17 protein-coding genes and 1 riboswitch are annotated in these 16,652 nt (G+C 55.3%); of the genes, 5 read left to right on the forward strand and 12 right to left on the reverse strand.

All coding sequences use genetic code 11. The features are described from left to right. Positions 1–89: 89 nt before the first annotated feature. Complete coding sequence (locus FRY98_RS27295; protein WP_148457854.1) at positions 90–665, reverse strand: hypothetical protein; 576 nt, start codon at positions 663–665, stop codon at positions 90–92. 138 nt (positions 666–803) lie between these two features. On the opposite strand from FRY98_RS27295, the gene FRY98_RS27300 reads away from it, so the two are divergent. Beyond that, on the forward strand, positions 804–1,217 hold the full coding sequence (locus FRY98_RS27300) for a hypothetical protein (RefSeq protein ID WP_148457855.1): 414 nt from the start codon (positions 804–806) through the stop codon (positions 1,215–1,217). 114 nt (positions 1,218–1,331) lie between these two features. On the opposite strand, the gene FRY98_RS27305 is transcribed toward FRY98_RS27300, so the two are convergent. Beyond that, the gene (locus FRY98_RS27305) at positions 1,332–2,378 is read right to left on the reverse strand and encodes a C40 family peptidase (protein WP_148457856.1); all 1,047 of its coding nucleotides are present in this window, start codon (positions 2,376–2,378) and stop codon (positions 1,332–1,334) included. A gap of 217 nt (positions 2,379–2,595) precedes the next feature. Further along, the gene (locus FRY98_RS27310) at positions 2,596–3,489 is read right to left on the reverse strand and encodes a cation diffusion facilitator family transporter (protein ID WP_211373376.1); all 894 of its coding nucleotides are present in this window, start codon (positions 3,487–3,489) and stop codon (positions 2,596–2,598) included. Positions 3,490–3,691: 202 nt separating this feature from the next. Here FRY98_RS27310 and FRY98_RS27315 point away from each other — a divergent pair, with 202 nt between their 5' ends. Continuing rightward, on the forward strand, positions 3,692–3,880 hold the full coding sequence (locus FRY98_RS27315) for a hypothetical protein (RefSeq protein ID WP_148457857.1): 189 nt from the start codon (positions 3,692–3,694) through the stop codon (positions 3,878–3,880). A gap of 117 nt (positions 3,881–3,997) precedes the next feature. Here FRY98_RS27315 and FRY98_RS27320 read toward each other — a convergent pair whose 3' ends face one another. The 6 genes from FRY98_RS27320 to FRY98_RS27340 all read right to left on the reverse strand — a co-directional run bounded on the left by FRY98_RS27320 (position 3,998) and on the right by FRY98_RS27340 (position 10,105). Then, on the reverse strand, positions 3,998–5,623 hold the full coding sequence (locus FRY98_RS27320) for an ABC-F family ATP-binding cassette domain-containing protein (protein ID WP_148457858.1): 1,626 nt from the start codon (positions 5,621–5,623) through the stop codon (positions 3,998–4,000). Between the two features lie 706 nt (positions 5,624–6,329). Further along, positions 6,330–6,551 carry a hypothetical protein gene (locus FRY98_RS27325; protein ID WP_148457859.1) on the reverse strand — a complete coding sequence of 74 codons (222 nt, stop codon included), beginning with the start codon at positions 6,549–6,551 and terminating at the stop codon, positions 6,330–6,332. Next, entirely contained in the window at positions 6,548–7,495 is a 948-nt protein-coding gene (locus FRY98_RS27330; RefSeq protein WP_148457860.1) for an MBL fold metallo-hydrolase, read from the reverse strand. The genes FRY98_RS27325 and FRY98_RS27330 overlap by 4 nt, the downstream gene beginning before the upstream one ends. Before the next feature lie 114 nt (positions 7,496–7,609). Then, the gene (gene cydS, locus FRY98_RS29580; protein ID WP_373317761.1) at positions 7,610–7,711 is read right to left on the reverse strand and encodes a cytochrome bd oxidase small subunit CydS family protein; all 102 of its coding nucleotides are present in this window, start codon (positions 7,709–7,711) and stop codon (positions 7,610–7,612) included. Between the two features lie 10 nt (positions 7,712–7,721). Then, positions 7,722–8,753: a cytochrome d ubiquinol oxidase subunit II gene (locus tag FRY98_RS27335; protein ID WP_148457861.1), complete on the reverse strand. Its 1,032-nt coding sequence runs from the start codon at positions 8,751–8,753 to the stop codon at positions 7,722–7,724. Beyond that, positions 8,750–10,105 carry a cytochrome ubiquinol oxidase subunit I gene (locus tag FRY98_RS27340; RefSeq protein ID WP_148457862.1) on the reverse strand — a complete coding sequence of 452 codons (1,356 nt, stop codon included), beginning with the start codon at positions 10,103–10,105 and terminating at the stop codon, positions 8,750–8,752. The genes FRY98_RS27335 and FRY98_RS27340 overlap by 4 nt, the downstream gene beginning before the upstream one ends. A 299-nt stretch (positions 10,106–10,404) precedes the next feature. On the opposite strand from FRY98_RS27340, the gene FRY98_RS27345 reads away from it, so the two are divergent. Together FRY98_RS27345 and FRY98_RS27350 are read left to right on the forward strand one after the other, a co-directional pair. Next, complete coding sequence (locus tag FRY98_RS27345; RefSeq protein WP_148457989.1) at positions 10,405–11,550, forward strand: virulence factor; 1,146 nt, start codon at positions 10,405–10,407, stop codon at positions 11,548–11,550. A gap of 103 nt (positions 11,551–11,653) precedes the next feature. After that, positions 11,654–11,851, forward strand: a riboswitch (Lysine riboswitch). A gap of 161 nt (positions 11,852–12,012) precedes the next feature. Then, the gene (locus FRY98_RS27350; RefSeq protein ID WP_148457863.1) at positions 12,013–13,482 is read left to right on the forward strand and encodes an amino acid permease; all 1,470 of its coding nucleotides are present in this window, start codon (positions 12,013–12,015) and stop codon (positions 13,480–13,482) included. Between the two features lie 39 nt (positions 13,483–13,521). On the opposite strand, the gene FRY98_RS27355 is transcribed toward FRY98_RS27350, so the two are convergent. Next, entirely contained in the window at positions 13,522–14,658 is a 1,137-nt protein-coding gene (locus FRY98_RS27355) for a transglutaminase domain-containing protein (RefSeq protein ID WP_148457864.1), read from the reverse strand. A 307-nt stretch (positions 14,659–14,965) separates the two neighbouring features. On the opposite strand from FRY98_RS27355, the gene FRY98_RS27360 reads away from it, so the two are divergent. Next, on the forward strand, positions 14,966–15,163 hold the full coding sequence (locus FRY98_RS27360) for a hypothetical protein (RefSeq protein ID WP_148457865.1): 198 nt from the start codon (positions 14,966–14,968) through the stop codon (positions 15,161–15,163). A gap of 188 nt (positions 15,164–15,351) precedes the next feature. Here the strand turns inward: FRY98_RS27360 and FRY98_RS27365 are convergent, their stop codons facing one another. Next, a complete protein-coding gene (locus tag FRY98_RS27365) occupies positions 15,352–15,588 on the reverse strand; it encodes a glutaredoxin family protein (RefSeq protein ID WP_148457866.1) in 237 nt (78 codons plus the stop codon). 26 nt (positions 15,589–15,614) lie between these two features. Next, on the reverse strand, positions 15,615–16,565 hold the full coding sequence (gene trxB, locus FRY98_RS27370) for a thioredoxin-disulfide reductase (RefSeq protein ID WP_148457867.1): 951 nt from the start codon (positions 16,563–16,565) through the stop codon (positions 15,615–15,617). Positions 16,566–16,652: the final 87 nt, after the last annotated feature.

Raw genomic sequence — 16,652 nt, forward strand, 5'->3', positions numbered from 1 at the left:
ACGATTTAAGGCTCCTTCCCTGTCAAAATTAGAAAAAGCGCGAGATGCCAAGGTTGAGACCTTGCTCTCGCGCTTTTTCTAATTTTGTCTTACAGCCATGTTTCCAAATATCCGGCCAACTCGATCCAATCCAAAGCAAAGCGCATTTTTAGCGAATGCTCCTGAAAATCGACCGCCTTAATCTTTACTACGTCCGGAAGAGCGGCATCAAGCTGAACGGTGATCGGCTTCAAGCCAAAAGTTCCCGGGGAAAGTTCCAAACGACGTGCCCGCAGAAATTCGGGAGTCAGTGTCAACTGTCCGGCGGAATATTCCATCCGGTATCCGGCACGGAAGCCCGCCTCTAGGCCCCCCCAAGAAACATGGATACGGGCCTCCAGCCGGTCTCCATTCAACTGAAACTCCGCCCCGGTCACGGTTACCGGGAGGTCATTCTTCTCCAGATAATCCGTCAGCGCTTTTTTGGCCAGTTGGTTCAATTCCCGCTCGGATAGCGTCAATTCCGCCCGCCGGGTCTCCGCCATCGCAAAGAGCTTGTCCTTCCATGAAATCTCGGAATACCGCAGGTCCAGTTGATCCGTTGGACGGATATACAAAATCAGACCAATGACGATCGACACGACCGCCAAAAGGATAAACCCGATAAAAAGTCTCCTTTTCCTCATGCTGCCTCCTTTCATTTCCCAAAAATGCCCGGAAATAACTGTAAAAGAATTTAACAAAAAAATGATTCTTAGGTTGCTTGGCTGTTTATATGAACTATTAGAATATATATTTTATACTGTTTAAGGAGGAATAGATTCATGAAAAAAATAGCAGCACTATCCGCTTCCATGCTCCTCACCGCCGCTTTGGCGACGAGCGTGTCGGCAGACCCGGCCACGACGACTACAGAAACGAACGAGGTTCCAACCGTCGTGGGACAAACCGTCGAAGTAACCGGAACTTCTTCTTCGCAGGGGTCCAGCGTAACGGACATCACTTACTTGGATTTGGACGAGCCGATCGTCTCTCCGGATGAACTCATTCTTGCGCCAAAACCGGTTACGCTTACCAAGATTACGTATTTCTATGAAACTCCGGGCGGCAAGGCACTGAGCGCCCTGGCGCCCCAAAAAGTCAGTCCGACGGGCCAAATTGTCAACAACTGGGTTGAAATATATACCTGGCTCGGAAAAGCCTGGATTTATCTCCCGGGCTACACTCCTACCTATTAATTTATAAGAGGATGACGTGAAAGTCATCCTCCTAACGCGAAATCGCTCCGCAGACACGGGATCCCCTGTTCTTGCGGAGCGATTTTTTTCACTGCGATTATGATGACTTAAAGATTATTTCAACACACTCCCGCCATATAAGAAGCGGTGTTTCCAAGATCCATCAAACTTGTCCACACGCACGCCGCCCGATTTGGCCGAATAGGTATGAAGCAATTGACCGTCGCCCAGATAGATGGACACATGCGTAATCCGCTCATTGTTGACGTCCACCCCTTGATAGGCCGATGGGGAGGAGCCGCGATACTCCATAAAGAAGACCAGATCGCCTCGCTTCAGGCTTCCGATATCGTAAACCGCGGTGCCGTTGTCCCGGACCCATTGCCCCTGTTTGCGGGAATCCGCGGGAAGAACGATGTCGAGCGCTTCACGGTACGCTTGGCGCACAAAATCCGAGCAATCAAAGCTCGTTGTCGTGCTGCGGTCCGAACCGAACTCATACGGGGTCCCCAGATACTTTTGCCCCGTCCGGATGACCGATTCGATTCGCTCGCTGATGGATGGAGCCCCCGGAGCGGGAGCAGGGGACGGCGTAGGCACGCTAGGAACCGGCACGGTAGGCGTCGGCCCGGGAACCGTGCCTCCGATTTCCAAGTATTTGTCGGACGTACTCACATAGCCGATTTGCCCGCTTTCGGTAAGTACTTTATAGAAATAATTATTGCTGCGCTCCAGTACCGTAACCGCGCTCCCTTTCCGCAGCATACCGAGCACTCGTCCGGATGCGGACGGCTCGTCCCGGAAATTCACGCCGTATTTGACGACGGCGGAAGCCCCTTGCGGACTTGGCGTCGGCGTTGCAGCCGTTTCCCCAACGCTGATATATTTATCCGACGCACTCACATAGCCGATCGAGCCATCGCCGCTCTGCACCTTATAAAAATAGTCGTTGCTCCGTTCCAACACGGTAACATCCGAACCTTTTTTCAATAATCCGATCACCCGGCCCGAAAGCGAGGGTTTGTCGCGCAAATTCACTCCGTTCTCGATGTGGCCTCGAGTCACAACCGAAGAATTTGCCGCTGATACATCTTGCTGCATGGACGTAAAAGTAGTTAGCATTACAACGCTCATCGCGATTACCGCTATGCTTCGTTTCATAATTTATGCCTCCTGAGGATATTCTTGATGTCTATAGGCGGATTCTGTATCGTTCCTCCTTTCTTTGGACTTGTTCCCATTATAGACCATGTCGAACTTTGTCTGAATCCGTCGATTCACACACATTTCGATGGCGTTGTACTCCTATTAGACTAGCTGGGAGGCAAATAAAAAGGGCCCGATTTCCTATACAGGAAACCGGGCCCGGTCTTTCGCCTTACTGACTCTTCTCTTTTCGCGATTCCGCCGATTTCGGTTCAACGTGGACATGGACATGCATCACATTTTTGATTTTCCGCATCCGCTCCTCCACTAAATCACTGATATGATGCCCTTCAATGACCGACAATTGCGGATTGACTTCGATTACGACGTCAACGAGCACATGATTTCCGTGTACGCGGGCTTTTAAATCCTTAATGCCCTCCACTCCCGGAATCCGGGCGATGGTCCCCCTTAAATCGCTGAGTTCCCGCTCGTCGAACCCGTCCGTAAGACTGTGGGTCGATTCACGGAATATTTCCCATGCCGTTTTGCATATCAAAATCCCTACCGCTACCGCGGCAACGCCGTCCAGCCAGGGGATGCCGAACTGGGCTCCCACAATCCCGACCGCGGCCCCGATGCTCACCAGGGCGTCCGAAAGATTATCCTTGGCCGCCGCCATCAGAGCCTGGTTATTGATCTGCTTGGCCAATTTGCGGTTATACAAATACACGCCGCCCATCGCCACCGCACAGATCAAAGCTACTCCGGCGGACAAAATATCCGGCTCGGCATGCCTCCCCTCAATCAGGCCGCGCACCGCCGTGATAATGACCTGGATGCCCACCATAGCCATAATAAACGACGCAACCAGAGCGGCGATCGTTTCCGCGCGGAAATGGCCGTAAGCATGATCGGAATCCGGCGGCTTCTGCGAAATACGCAGTCCGATCAGCACCGCGACAGAGGCTACGATATCCGTCAAATTATTAAAGCCGTCCGCCAGCAGCGCGCTGGAGGCGAATATGTAACCGCTGATCAGCTTGAATGCCGACAGCAGCAAGTAAGCGGCGATACTGACCCAAGCTCCCCGTTCCCCTTTTCGTATATCTTCGTAAATATCCAAGTTCTCCGCACCTCCAGACCGGAACATCAAGACCTAAGTTATCAAAGTCGTTACATCATCGTAGCAAATGAAATCCGTGTAAGTCCAGAGAAACAGTGTTGCCCCCGGCAAAAGTGGTCAAGGCTCATTATTCCCGTTGTACGCTTATTTAAAAACGTTTAAAATAAGGGCAGCCCCCTTCTATTTTGAGGAGATGATTGTGATGACGGAAAACAAAGAGCCCCGGAAAATCGATCTGGCCGAAGCGATGCGCCAGAAGCTGCAGCAGAAGAAACAGCAGCAGCAAAACGCCAACAAACCGGGGATGATGGGAAATCAGCAGACCAAAACGTTGAAAAGCCAAAACAACAAAAAGCCGAATAATCAGCGCCGTCGGACCGGAGGCTCCTAGAGCCCTTGCCCGGCCGCAAAAACAAGCCGCAGCTGTCGTAAACAGCTGCGGCTTGTTTTGTTGCGTATCCTTCGGTACGGTATTCGGTATTAATTGTGAATTGCGGTCCGGTTGATGTTACGCCTCTTCCGGATACATCGTCTTGCGCAAGTTTTGAATTTCTTCGCTCTCCAGATATTCATCATAAGTCATAACACGGTCAATAATACCGTTAGGCGTGATTTCAATAATCCGGTTGGCGATCGTTTGAATGAACTGATGGTCATGGGAGGTAAACAGAATCGTCCCGTCGAAATCGATCAGCCCGTTGTTCAGTGCCGTAATGGACTCGAGATCCAAGTGGTTGGTCGGTTCGTCGAACAGCAGCACGTTGGCGCCGTTCAGCATCATTTTAGCCAGCATACAGCGAACCTTCTCGCCCCCGGACAACACGCTGGCCTTCTTCAGCGCCTCCTCGCCGGAGAACAGCATCCGGCCAAGGAAACCGCGCAGGAAGGTTTCGTCCTGGTCATTGGAGTACTGACGGAGCCAATCGACCAAATTGAGGTCCACCCCGTCGAAGTATTTCGAGTTGTCTTTCGGGAAATACGCTTGCGATGTCGTTACGCCCCAGCTGTATTCGCCGGCATCGGCTTCCAGCTCGCCCATCACGATTTGGAAGAAAGTCGTCTTGGGCAGCGAATTCGGACCGACGAAAGCGATCTTGTCGCCCTTGTTGACGACGAAGCTCACATTGTCGAGCACCTTCTCGCCTTCCAGGCTCTTGGTCAAACCGTCCACCGTCAGCAGCTGCTTCCCGGCTTCGCGTTCCGCTTTAAAGTGCAGGAACGGATATTTCCGGTTGGACGGACGGATATCGTCGAGCGTAATCTTGTCGAGCTGCTTCTTCCGGGAAGTCGCCTGTTTCGATTTGGAGGCATTGGCGGAAAAGCGTTGGATGAAGGCTTGGAGTTCCTTGATCTTCTCTTCCTTCTTCTTGTTCGCATCCCGCTGCATTTGCAGCGCCAATTGGCTGGACTCATACCAGAAATCATAGTTGCCGACGTACATCTGGATTTTGCCGAAGTCGATATCCGCGATATGCGTACATACCTTGTTCAGGAAGTGGCGGTCGTGGGACACGACGATGACGGTGCCTTCATAGTCCATAAGGAAGTTCTCGAGCCATTGGATCGATTCCAGGTCCAAGTGGTTCGTAGGTTCGTCCAGCAGCAGGTTGTTCGGACGACCGAACAGCGCTTGCGCCAGGAGGACGCGGACCTTCTCGTTGCCGCTGAGCTCCTTCATATTCTTGTCGTGCAGATCGCGCGGAATGCCGAGACCGATCAACAACGCGGCCGCGTCAGGCTCCGCATCCCAGCCGTTCAGCTCCGCGAATTCGCCTTCCAGCTCACCCGCGCGCATCCCGTCCTCTTCGGAGAAATCGGCCTTGGCATAGAGCGCGTCCTTCTCTTTCATAATCGAATAGAGGCGCGCGTGCCCCATAATTACCGTCTCCAGTACAGGGTACTCGTCATACTCGTAATGGTTCTGCTTCAGAACGGCCAGGCGTTCCCCCGGCGTCATGCTGACTTCGCCCTGGTTCGGCTCGATCTCCCCCGCCAAAATTTTCAGAAAGGTCGATTTCCCCGCTCCGTTGGCTCCGATCAACCCGTAACAGTTGCCCGGCGTAAACTTTATATTTACATCTTCGAAAAGTGCCCGTTTTCCATATCGGAGCGTTACACCATTAGTACTGATCATTTAAATAATCCCATCCTTTATCCATTGTCCACTACTGGGTCAATATTATAGCATAGATCCTCCCCGAAGCCCATTCATTGATCGTGAAGAAGCTGAAAAATGAAAAAGAAGCGAATCCCGGAAATCTTCGAATCCGGTGTCACCGGGTTATCCGGTTATCTGGACATCGGGTCACCCGGGACCCTTTAATTTAATCTTCGGACCTGGAAAAACTGGCAGATGAAGGGGTTGGTTTGTAGGAGCCGGTTGTTTTGCGGCGATCTAATGGATTCAAACGGCCGGAGAGGTGATTGTACGAAGGAGTAGAAGTAGAAGCGCGGGCGCACCTTCCATTAGTTTCGACAAAACGGTCGCGGGGCCTGCGATCCACTCTCCCTTGAAGTCGGCAGGTTAGTGGATAAAGGCTTTTTGGGGCGCTATTTTGTCGAATTTGGCAAAATGAGACGAAATAGCGGTGTTTTGGGCCCTTATTTTGAGAAAAAACGGGGCAAAACCTGATTTCGGGGCCTCCGCCAGGGCAATAGGGCCTTTTTTGACCGCTATTTTTCCTCTGGAGCCGAATTGGGCCGAAATAACGGCTTTTTCGGCCGCTATTTCGGCGGAAGCTCCCGCTAAACAGCACCGGCCGGCCACGCTGCACACAGCGGCCCCCCCTGCGGACGACGGCCTCGGCCTGGCCCTTGGCACGGGCCCATATCCGCCCTGCCTACTCTGCCCGGCCGGCGCTTCCGCCGAACTCCGCCACACGCCCGCTTGCTCTGCGCTGACTGGGCTTCCGCCGGGCACCGGCCCTCCCCCGCCTTGCGCTGACCTGCCTGCCCGGGCCTCCGCCGTCACACGCCTCGCCCCCGGCTGCCGAGCTCCGCCGTCGTTCCCGCTCCCCCGCCTGCTCCGCCTGGCCCGGCCTCAAGCCGGGCTCCGCCGTCACGCCTCCGGGAAGCGCAGCGTCTCGCCGTGCAGCAGCACGCGGATCGCCGACTCCGGAATGCCGCGCTTCCGCCGGTCGGCTTCGAGCCGGTCGAGCGCCTCGCGCGCCGTGTCGTCGGCCAGCCGGAACGTGCCGTAATGCATAGGCACCATCAATTTGGCTTTGACGTCCACGAAAGCCTGGAGCGCCTCTTCCGGCGTCGTGTGCTGGCTCGTCATGAACCATTCCGGTTCATACGCGCCGATCGGCAGCAGCGCCACGTCGATGTCGAAGCGCTCGCCGATTTCGGCGAAGCCGCGGAAATAACCGCTGTCTCCGGCAAAATACACCACCTGCCGCTTCACCTCTTCCCGGGGATTCGCCGGTTCCAGCACGAATCCGCCCCAATGGGAGGTGTTCGTATCGAACAAAGTGCGCCGGGTCCAATGCTGGGTCGGCACGAACGAGATTTTGGCGTCCCCGATCCGCAATTGCTCCCACCATTTTAATTCCCGGGTCCGCTGGAAGCCCTTGCGCATCATTTTACGCGCCAATCCGCTGGGCACGATGATCTGCGTCCCGCTTCCGTAAAGCCGGCGGATGGACGACACGTGCATATGGTCGTAATGGGAGTGCGAAATCAAAATCACGTCGATATCCGGAACGTCGTCGATGGGAATCCCCGGTGCCCCGAGCCTCCGCTGAAACCCCATCCGGGAAGCCCAGACCGGATCCGTTACGATATTTAAGCCTTCATATTGGATGAGAAAGGTCGAGTGACCGATCCAGGTGATCGACGTTTCCTCTTTATTGCCCAGCAGATAATCCAGTTGGGGTTCCGAATTCGGGATAATGTAGGAATAATCTTTTTTCTTTCTGCGGCGCTCCTCCCGCCATTGCTTAAATTGCTTTAACGTTTTGTCCGTACTGACATTGTCAAGGTTGTTGTAGCGCGTTCTCGGCATACCGAGACTTCCTCCTTCCATTCCTGTCCATCCGCCGGATGATGTTTTTATTCATTGTAAATCACCCAAGGAAGCAAATCCAAATTTGACGGCCGGTCCGATCGGTCATACCGATTAATCCGAAGGATCTTTATACCTCCAGGCGAATACAAACAAAAACACAAGCGCGAAAACAACGACAAGCCAAGGCGCCACCATGATCATAAAATGTTCCATCCGCAAACCCTCATCCTTTCTTCGGCGAATGGCCTCGCACATATTTAGCGTCGAACAGGAACAGCCGCATCAGCAAGATAAGCGAAGGGACCAAGACGAGCAGCCCGGCGACGAAAGCGGTAATCAGCGCTACCGCCATCGTTTCGTTCGTGATGGCTTCATAGATGCTGACCTGTTTATACAAAATGTACGGCAGATGAGACCGGCCATAGCCGTACCAGGCAAAGCCGAACTGGAAAATAACCAGCAAAAACGACCAGCCGAGGTGACGCCTTTTCCAAACAAAGTAAACCGCCAGCAGGAAACAAATCAGCGAGGCGATAAACATCCACGCCATCTTCAGCATATTCGCGAAATGCTCGGGATTTTGCAGGTTAATCTGAAAAAAGGCAAACACACAGGCCAGAATCGTCGGCCCGCTCCACATCAGCGCATAACCCCGCAGCACCTCAAAGGCGCCGGAGTCGCCGGCCCGGTCGGCGTAAAAGGCCAAAAACATGGCCGAAATATATAGCACCGATACCAGGGCCAGCAAGATGACCGACCAGGTATACGGATTACTGAGAAACCGGCCCCAATCCAACACGACGCGTCCCGCTCTTTCCTGGATAATCCCGCCTTCGGAAATCGCCAGTACGGTCGACAGAGCCGCCGGAATCAACAGGCCCGTCGCCCCGTAGATGGCCATGTAGAGCTTGTTGTTCTCTTTGCTGCTGCCATAGGTATTGTAGGCGTAATAAGCCCCCCGCAGCGCCAGGAGAACCGTGGCCAGACTGCCGGGAACCAGCAGCGCCGTCCCGTAGTAATAGGCGGAATCAGGAAAGAAACCGACCAGACCCACCACGAAGAAGATGAGAAACACATTCGTCACTTCCCAGACCGGGGAGAGATAGCGCTGGATGATGTTGTGCACTTTATTTTTATGACCGGTAATCACGCTGTAATAGCTGAAAAAGCCCGCTCCGAAATCCACCGAAGCCACGATCAGGTACCCGAACAAAAACGTCCAAAGCACCGTAATGCCGACCATCTCATAACTCACTTCCCATCCCCTCCCGCTATACCGAGCTCTTTCATCTCCTCAGCCACATCCTTGTTCCGGAACAGCTTGGCGAGCACATAAATGCAGGACACGCAGAGGATGATGTATAGAACGATGAACAGAATCAGCATGGAGCCCACATGCTCCGACGAAGTCGCCGCTTCCGACACCTTCATGTAGCCCCTTACGATCCAAGGCTGCCGGCCGAATTCGGCAAACATCCAGCCGAGTTCGATCGCGGTCATGGCCAGAGGTCCCAGCGCCACGATGCCGAGCAAAAGCCATTTCGGATACCCCTTTCCCCGCAGCTTGCCCGGAAGCCGCTTCCGCAGCAAAAACAGGAAAGGAATCAGCACAAGAAGCATGCCGATCGTAACTTTCAGATCGAACATATAGTGTATCAACAACGGCGGCCGCTCATCCTCCGGGAACTCCTCCAGGCCGATCACTTTCGTATCCGGCGAACTGCCCGCCAAAACGCTGAGCGCGTACGGAATCTCCAACGCGTACTTGACCTCGCCATGCTCGTCCAGTACGCCGCCGTAAATGAGCGGTGCCCGCTCCATCGTGCGGAAATGCCATTCGGCGGCCGCCAGCTTCTCCGGCTGGTATTGAGCGAGGAATTTTCCCGAGAAATCGCCGATGACCGCGGTGCTGAGCGCAAAGACGAAAGAGGCGGTGACCGTGAGCTTCAGCGCCTTTTTGAAATAAGCTTCCTTACGTCCGCGGAGCAGGCTGAACGCCGCGATTCCCGCCAGCAGCCCGGCGCTCAGCGTATAGGACGAGGCCAGCACGTGCGACACTTTCGTCGGCGTCGCCGGATTAAACATGGCCACCAACGGCTGGACATCGGCGAACACGCCGTTCTTTAACGTAAATCCCTGCGGCGTGTTCATAAACGCGTTCATAGTCGTTATAAAAAACGCGGAAGCCGAGGAGCCGATGGCTACGGGCACCAAGAGCAGCAGATGGTAGATCGGTTTTCTGAACCGGTCCCAGGTATACAGATAGATCCCGAGAAAAATCGCCTCGATGAAAAAGGCGAACGTCTCCATAAACAGCGGAAGCGCGATCGCCCGGCCGGCTACGCGCATAAAGGTCGGCCAGAGCAAGCTGAGCTGCAGACCGATGGAGGTTCCCGTCACCACGCCGATCGCCACCGAGATCACAAAGCCTCGGGCCCACCTGCGGGCCAACAGCGTATATTGGGGATCATTCGTGACGATCCCCCGCCATTCGGCCAAGGCGATCATCATCGGAATCCCGACGCCGACGGAAGCGAATATAATATGAACGAACAGCGTTACCCCGGTAAGAATTCGACTTAAAGTCACCGGATCCAGGGACATCATGCCGACACCAACTCCTTAGTAGTAGTTCATGAACCGAACGGCACTTTTGATAAACGCATATAACATAATGGCGGCGACAACCAGACAGACAATGGTCAATGTTTTTTCCTGCTTTTTGAACATGGTCTTGTCCCCCTTCTGGTAACCGTCCCTTGTTTTCCCATGGGTAGCATGTGCTAATCGGGTTTCACTTTATTCCTTACCCCGCCCTGCCGCGGTTGAAGACACCGTGTCGCAAATTGTTGGGATCTCAGCCGGCATCGGTTAAAATAGACTTTGGAAGGAGATGTGAACATCCTATGAAAATTGTATTTATCGAACCGACTCCGAGTCCCAACTCCATGAAACTGCATTTGGACGAGACTCTGGAACCGGGGATCCGCAAAACATACACGCTCGACAACGCCCGTTCCGCGCCGGCCTGGATCCGTCAGTTGCTCCAGATCCCGGGGGTCAAGAGCATTTTTCACACCGCCGACTTTATCGCGCTGGACCGGAAAGGCCATGCCGACTGGGCGGCGATCTTGGCTGAGGTCCAGGAGCAGTTCGGGCAGGAACGGGTGGACTCGGCCTGGGATCCGGAGGCGGCCGAAGCGGCGGGCTACGGCGAGGCCCAGGTGTTTGTCCAGTTTTTCCGCGGCATCCCGATGCAAATCCGCGTCAAATCCGGCGCCCGCGAGGAACGAATTTCCCTCGCGACGCGCTTCGTCTCCGCCGTCACCGAAGTGGCCAGCGCCACGCTGATCAAGGAGCGCAAGCTGACGGACTACGGCGTCCGCTACGGCGAGCTGGAGGAGATCGCGCGCGAGGTCGAGCAGGAGCTTGAGGCGGCCTATCCGCCGGAACGGCTGGAGGCGATCAAGGCCCAGGCGATCGCGCACGGACGCAGCGAGACGGAATTCGTCGAGCAGCGGCGCGAGCTGAGCCTGGACGAGGTCCGCGAACGGCTGCGGCACGAGGATTGGCACGTGCGTTACGCCGGGCTCGAGGCGCTGCAGCCGGGACCCGAAGCGCTGCCGCTGCTGGCGGAAGCGGTCCGTGATCCGCAGATGCAGGTCCGCCGGCTCGCGGTCGTGTATCTCGGCGACGTGCGCACGCCGGAAGCGCTGGAGCTGCTGTACGGGGCGCTGCGCGACAGCTCCGCCGCCGTCCGCCGCACCGCCGGCGATACGCTGTCCGATATCGGCGACCCCGCCGCAACCGGACCGATGATCGCCGCGCTGCAGGATCCGAGCAAGCTCGTCCGGTGGCGGGCCGCCCGCTTTCTTTACGAGGTCGGCACGGACGACGCTCTGGATGCGCTCAAGGCCGCCGTGGACGATCCCGAATTCGAGGTCGGTCTCCAGGCCCGAATGGCCGTGGAGCGGATCGAATCCGGCGAGCAGGCGGCCGGTACCGTTTGGCAGCAGATGGCCAAACGCGACCGCCCAGCCGACAAATCGTAAGACAATGTCATAATTTTGATATTGTCCGGCCGACCGGCTTGCTATATACTAATACATTGTTGCAAGACCGAGTTTATCAATTGAATAGGAACCTCATCATTTCAGGTGAGGTAGAGGTCGCGACTGTGAAGAGTACACTGGAGGAGGCGTTTGAAGCCGCCCGTGATTCCTGTGGAAAGGCGCCGTCGCCGAAGCATCGCCGCATGGCTTCTGTACCGCGGCGTGCTGGGGCTGTTACCGAAAGGGACAGAACTGTCACGGTTATTCTTCACCGGAAGAACCGTGTTGAGCTATCTTGCAGAATGGTGAGGGTGCATCGGTATATATGTCAGGCCGCGGATCCCTTTCCGCGGCCTTTTTCTATTTTCCCGGTCCCGCAGCTTGAATTTCCCGCTTCTGGAGGATACTAGATGCAGGAATGACGCAAATCTTATTTATCTTTTATAGAGTGGAGTGTTATGGATGAGCAAAAAAAATATCAGCACCGCGCAGTCGCTCAAGCCCGGCTTGAAAGCCCGGCATATGACGATGATCGCGCTCGGCGGCTCCATCGGTACGGGCCTGTTTCTCGCCAGCGGCGGCGCGATCGCATCCGCCGGTCCCGGCGGCGCCCTTCTGGCCTACGCGGCCGTCGGCATTATGGTGTATTTTCTGATGACCAGCCTGGGGGAACTCGCTACCTATATGCCGGATTCGGGTTCTTTCGAAACCTATGCTTCGCGGTTTGTCGACCCCTCCCTCGGCTTCGCGATGGGTTGGAATTTCTGGTACAACTGGGCGATTACGATCGCGGCCGAGCTGTCCGCGGCTACGCTGATTATCAAGTACTGGTTCCCGGAAAGCTCCTCCCTGCTGTGGAGCGTTCTGTTCCTCGCCCTGATCTTCGGACTGAATGTCCTGTCCGTCAAAGGCTACGGCGAATCGGAGTATTGGTTCGCCATGATCAAGATCGCCGTTGTCATTGTGTTCCTGATTGTCGGCGTTCTGATGATCTTCGGCATTATGGGCGGTGAAGCGATCGGCTTCAAGAACTTTACCGTGGGAGACGCTCCGTTCCATGGCGGATTCTTCACGTTCCTCGGCGTCTTCATGGCCGCGGGATTCTCCTTCCAGGGTACGGAAATGGTCGGCGTGGCGGCCGGGGAGAGCGACAATCCGCGCGAACATGTGCCGCGGGCCATCCGCCAAGTGTTCTGGCGTATTTTGCTGTTTTACATTTTGGCGATCCTGGTGATCGGCCTGATTATCCCGTACACCAACCCCAACCTGCTCAAAGACGGGCTGGAGAGCATCGGGGTCAGCCCGTTCACGCTCGTCTTTGAAAAAGCCGGCATGGCCTTCGCCGCTTCCGTCATGAACGCGGTCATTCTGTCCTCCGTGCTGTCGGCCGGCAACTCCGGGATGTACGCGTCTTCGCGCGTCCTGTACTCCCTGGCCAAACGCGGCAAAGCGCCGAAGTTTCTCGCCAAACTGAGCCGCCGCGGGCTGCCGGTCAACGCTCTGCTGCTGACGACGCTGATCGGCATGACCGCCTTTTTCGCCTCCCTGTTCGGGGACGGTGTCGTCTATAACTGGCTGCTGAACGCCTCCGGGATGTGCGGATTCATTACGTGGCTCGGCATCGCGATCAGCCATTACCGTTTCCGCCGGGCCTTTGTCGCCCAAGGACGGGATTTGAAGGATCTGCCTTACAAAGCAAGATGGTTTCCGTTCGGCCCGCTGTTCGCTTTTGTCCTCTGTATCATCGTCATTTTGGGACAAAATATGGCCGCCTTTACAGGCGGCCGGATCGATTGGTATGGCGTTGTCGTTTCTTATATCAGCATTCCGCTGTTCCTTGCCGTCTGGCTGGGGTATAAATGGATCAAGCGGTCGAAGCTTATCCCTCTGCAGGAGTGCGATCTCGATACGCCGGCCCGGCCGATGGAATAGGGGCGGCATAGAACGGCGAGCCATTAGTAGGGTCTGGGTTTAGTCTGTTTCCCAGTGGATCTCCACGCGAAGGTCCCCTGTCCCGTCCAGGGGCTCGGCAAAATACTGGATGTGATCGATGCTTCTTAAATCGTAGAGGGTCCCGAGGTTCTCGACCAGGAGGTCCTCAGCGCCGGCATAGCGAACCGTGACGGTAAGCCCGCCGGCCCGCAGCTCCTGGCGGACCTTCTCCTTCAGCTCCGCCGCCGTGCGGACGGCGCTGTCGGGGTCATACAGTTCGAAACCGAGCTGCCGCTCCAGGTTTCGGTACGCCTCCGCATCCGCTCCCCCCCGGTTCGCCAGCCCGCGCACAACTTCGCGGTAAAGCGTGGCAGCCGCCGGATAGCGCGAAGCGGTCCAATGATGATCCTTCCGCATCTGGGCGTCGGTTTGTAAATAATATTCATATCGGATCCCGTCCTTCGGCGCGGACAGCGGATCGTTCCAGGTGGTATCGAGATGATACCACCTGTTTTCTAATCTTACGAGGTTCCAGGCATGGAGCTGGCCGCCGGCCACACCCTCGACGATCCGGTTTTCGATCCCCGCTCCCTTAAGAAGCTTGTAAGTCAACAAGGTGTACCCCTGACAGACCGCTTGACCGGACTTTAAGGCTTCATAGGCCGTATACTTCTTCAGTTCCTTGTCATACTCCAAATTCTGCACCACGTAATCATGAATGGCCTTCACCCTCTGATGACTGTTCATATCGGGCGTGATAATCCGTTTTAATATTTCCGCGGCCTTCTGATCCACAAAGCGCGTATTCTCCGCGGTTTCTCGATAGTCGACGTTTAAATGGATCTTCGCCATACCGGCCGTTCCCCGCCAAGTATAGGCGTACCCTTCGACCACATATTTCGTGTACGGGTCGGATTCCAGCGCTCCCTCCATCGCCTGCTTCAGCAGCTTCTCCAGTTGTTTCGTCGGACCCTTGTATTTGATAGTCATAGAGGTTGCACGGGCCTTCAGTCCGGCGGCCATCTCCTGCTGTACAGCGTCAGCGGAGGTGACATAGGCTTTGCTTTCGGTGGAGGCAAATACCGAAATGGTGCTCCAATTGGCGGGAACGCTTCCTACCAGCACAGCTCCCAGCAGCCCTGCCGTCATCCAACGTCTAGTCGTACCTTGTCCCATATTCCCTCTAACCTCCTCTGTATGCCAACGGTCGGTTCCTGGAATGTGATGCGGGCGAATCCGGTGTCTTTAAGCCCATTGTAGCACAGGCTGTCCTGCAAAGGTCTTCTAGTTTTGTCGAGGCGGATGGGGGGGAAAACCGCGAAAAATGTTCCCCCGCCGATCCAATGAAATGACGTGAAATCGACTTATTTTATGACATCGTCTTGCCCAAATCGAATCAAGCTTTGGTATAATTAAACTAACTTGTACTGTGATATAAATCATTGCATATTCAAACTCAATAGAAACGGAGCGGTCAAAAGCTATGACCATTGTCAATCTTTCGGATATTTCCATCGAATTGTTCGTTACCGTCATGTTCTTTTTGCTGATTATCGCTCCCTTGGTCAGTCTAGGGGTGCTGCGTTTGTTTCAGGGCCGGAAAAAAGCGGGCTTCGGCTTGATCGGAAGCGGTGTCATCGGCTACTTCGTCTTTCAGCTTGTGGTAAGTCTGCTTAGCTAACCTCGTTTGTTTAGGCAATCCATAAACCGGCTCAGGCCGCGCAAAAATAAGGAGCTGTCCAGGTAGCGGTGCAATCGCTGCGGCGGAACAGCTCTTTTCTATCGACGATCAAACCGCAGCACAAAAAGGGGACCCCACGGTCCGATCTCCGATCGTAGGGTACCCCTTCGTTTTTTTCGGAAAGGCGCTTATTCCGCCTCAGCCAAAACTTTCTCAAACTTGGTTTTGTTCATCCCCAAAATGCGATGCTCCCCGATTACGGTCACCGGAACCGCCCGCATTCCCATATCCCAAACCTGTTGGGCGTACTCTTCGTTCTGCTCGATGTTACGCTCCTCGAAAGCGACGCCCTTCTCGCTCAGAAAGCTTTTGACTTGACGGCAGTGAGGGCAGTTGGTGCTTGTGTATACAATGACATTGTCCACGACGGGTCCCTCCCTTCCGACTAGGATTAGTTCGCGGCCACCGCGGCGGCTTGATGTTCCAGATTCTCGATGTATCTCTCGCAATCAAGCGCAGCCATACATCCGCTGCCCGCCGCGGTAATCGCCTGACGGTAGCGCGTATCCTGCACGTCTCCGCAAGCGAACACGCCAGGGACATTGGTTTCCGAAGTGCCCGGCTTCACGATAATATACCCGTTCTCATCCAAATCGATTTGTCCGCCGAGGAAGCCGGTGTTCGGATGATGTCCGATCGCCACGAACACGCCGGCCGCCGGAATGATCTCCTCTTCCCCAGTCGCGTTATTTCGCACTTTCAGCCCCGTTACGCCGACATCATTGGTTACCACTTCCAGCGGCGTGCGGTTGAGCGCCCATTCGACCTTCTCGTTGGAACGCACGCGGTCCTGCATGATCTTCGAGGCGCGGAGCTCGTCGCGGCGATGCACCAGAGTTACCTTGGAAGCGAAGCGTGTCAGGAAGCCCGCTTCCTCCAACGCGGAGTCTCCCCCGCCCACGACGATGATTTCTTTCCCCCGGAAAAAGAAGCCGTCGCATGTGGCGCATGTGCTGACCCCGCGGCCGACATTATCGGTTTCTCCCGGAATGCCGAGGTATTTGGCGGAAGCACCCGTCGACAGGACGATCGTTTCGGTCACCAGTTCCCCCAGACCTTCCACTTGAAGCTTGAACGGCCGGGAGCTCATATCCACGCTGTTCACCCAGCCGGTCCGGAATTCCGCTCCGAAGCGCTCGGCTTGTTTGCGCATATTATCCATCAATTCCGGCCCCTGGATCCCCTCGGGAAATCCGGGAAAGTTCTCGACTTCCGTGGTGGTGGTAAGCTGTCCGCCCGGCTGCGGTCCTTCGATGACGAGGGGGTTCAAATTGGCGCGGGCCAGATAAATCGCGGCGGTTAACCCCGCCGGTCCGGTTCCGATAATAATCGATTTATACATATAATAAATCCTCCTTCAAAGGCAGTCTGCGAATACTACAACTATGAAACTAATTATGTGGAATCCCCGCCGGAGTGTCAACAATCG

Source organism: Paenibacillus faecis (assembly GCF_008084145.1).
Lineage (GTDB): Bacteria > Bacillota > Bacilli > Paenibacillales > Paenibacillaceae > Fontibacillus > Fontibacillus faecis.

Coding starts and splice junctions, on each gene's coding strand:
- FRY98_RS27295 (WP_148457854.1), bottom strand. CDS start 665: ATGAGGAAAAGGAGACTTTTTATCGGGTTTATCCTTTTGGCGGTCGTG.
- FRY98_RS27300 (WP_148457855.1), top strand. CDS start 804: ATGAAAAAAATAGCAGCACTATCCGCTTCCATGCTCCTCACCGCCGCT.
- FRY98_RS27305 (WP_148457856.1), bottom strand. CDS start 2,378: ATGAAACGAAGCATAGCGGTAATCGCGATGAGCGTTGTAATGCTAACT.
- FRY98_RS27315 (WP_148457857.1), top strand. CDS start 3,692: ATGACGGAAAACAAAGAGCCCCGGAAAATCGATCTGGCCGAAGCGATG.
- FRY98_RS27320 (WP_148457858.1), bottom strand. CDS start 5,623: ATGATCAGTACTAATGGTGTAACGCTCCGATATGGAAAACGGGCACTT.
- FRY98_RS27330 (WP_148457860.1), bottom strand. CDS start 7,495: ATGCCGAGAACGCGCTACAACAACCTTGACAATGTCAGTACGGACAAA.
- cydS (WP_373317761.1), bottom strand. CDS start 7,711: ATGGAACATTTTATGATCATGGTGGCGCCTTGGCTTGTCGTTGTTTTC.
- FRY98_RS27340 (WP_148457862.1), bottom strand. CDS start 10,105: ATGATGTCCCTGGATCCGGTGACTTTAAGTCGAATTCTTACCGGGGTA.
- FRY98_RS27345 (WP_148457989.1), top strand. CDS start 10,405: ATGAAAATTGTATTTATCGAACCGACTCCGAGTCCCAACTCCATGAAA.
- FRY98_RS27350 (WP_148457863.1), top strand. CDS start 12,013: ATGAGCAAAAAAAATATCAGCACCGCGCAGTCGCTCAAGCCCGGCTTG.
- FRY98_RS27355 (WP_148457864.1), bottom strand. CDS start 14,658: ATGGGACAAGGTACGACTAGACGTTGGATGACGGCAGGGCTGCTGGGA.
- FRY98_RS27360 (WP_148457865.1), top strand. CDS start 14,966: ATGACCATTGTCAATCTTTCGGATATTTCCATCGAATTGTTCGTTACC.
- trxB (WP_148457867.1), bottom strand. CDS start 16,565: ATGTATAAATCGATTATTATCGGAACCGGACCGGCGGGGTTAACCGCC.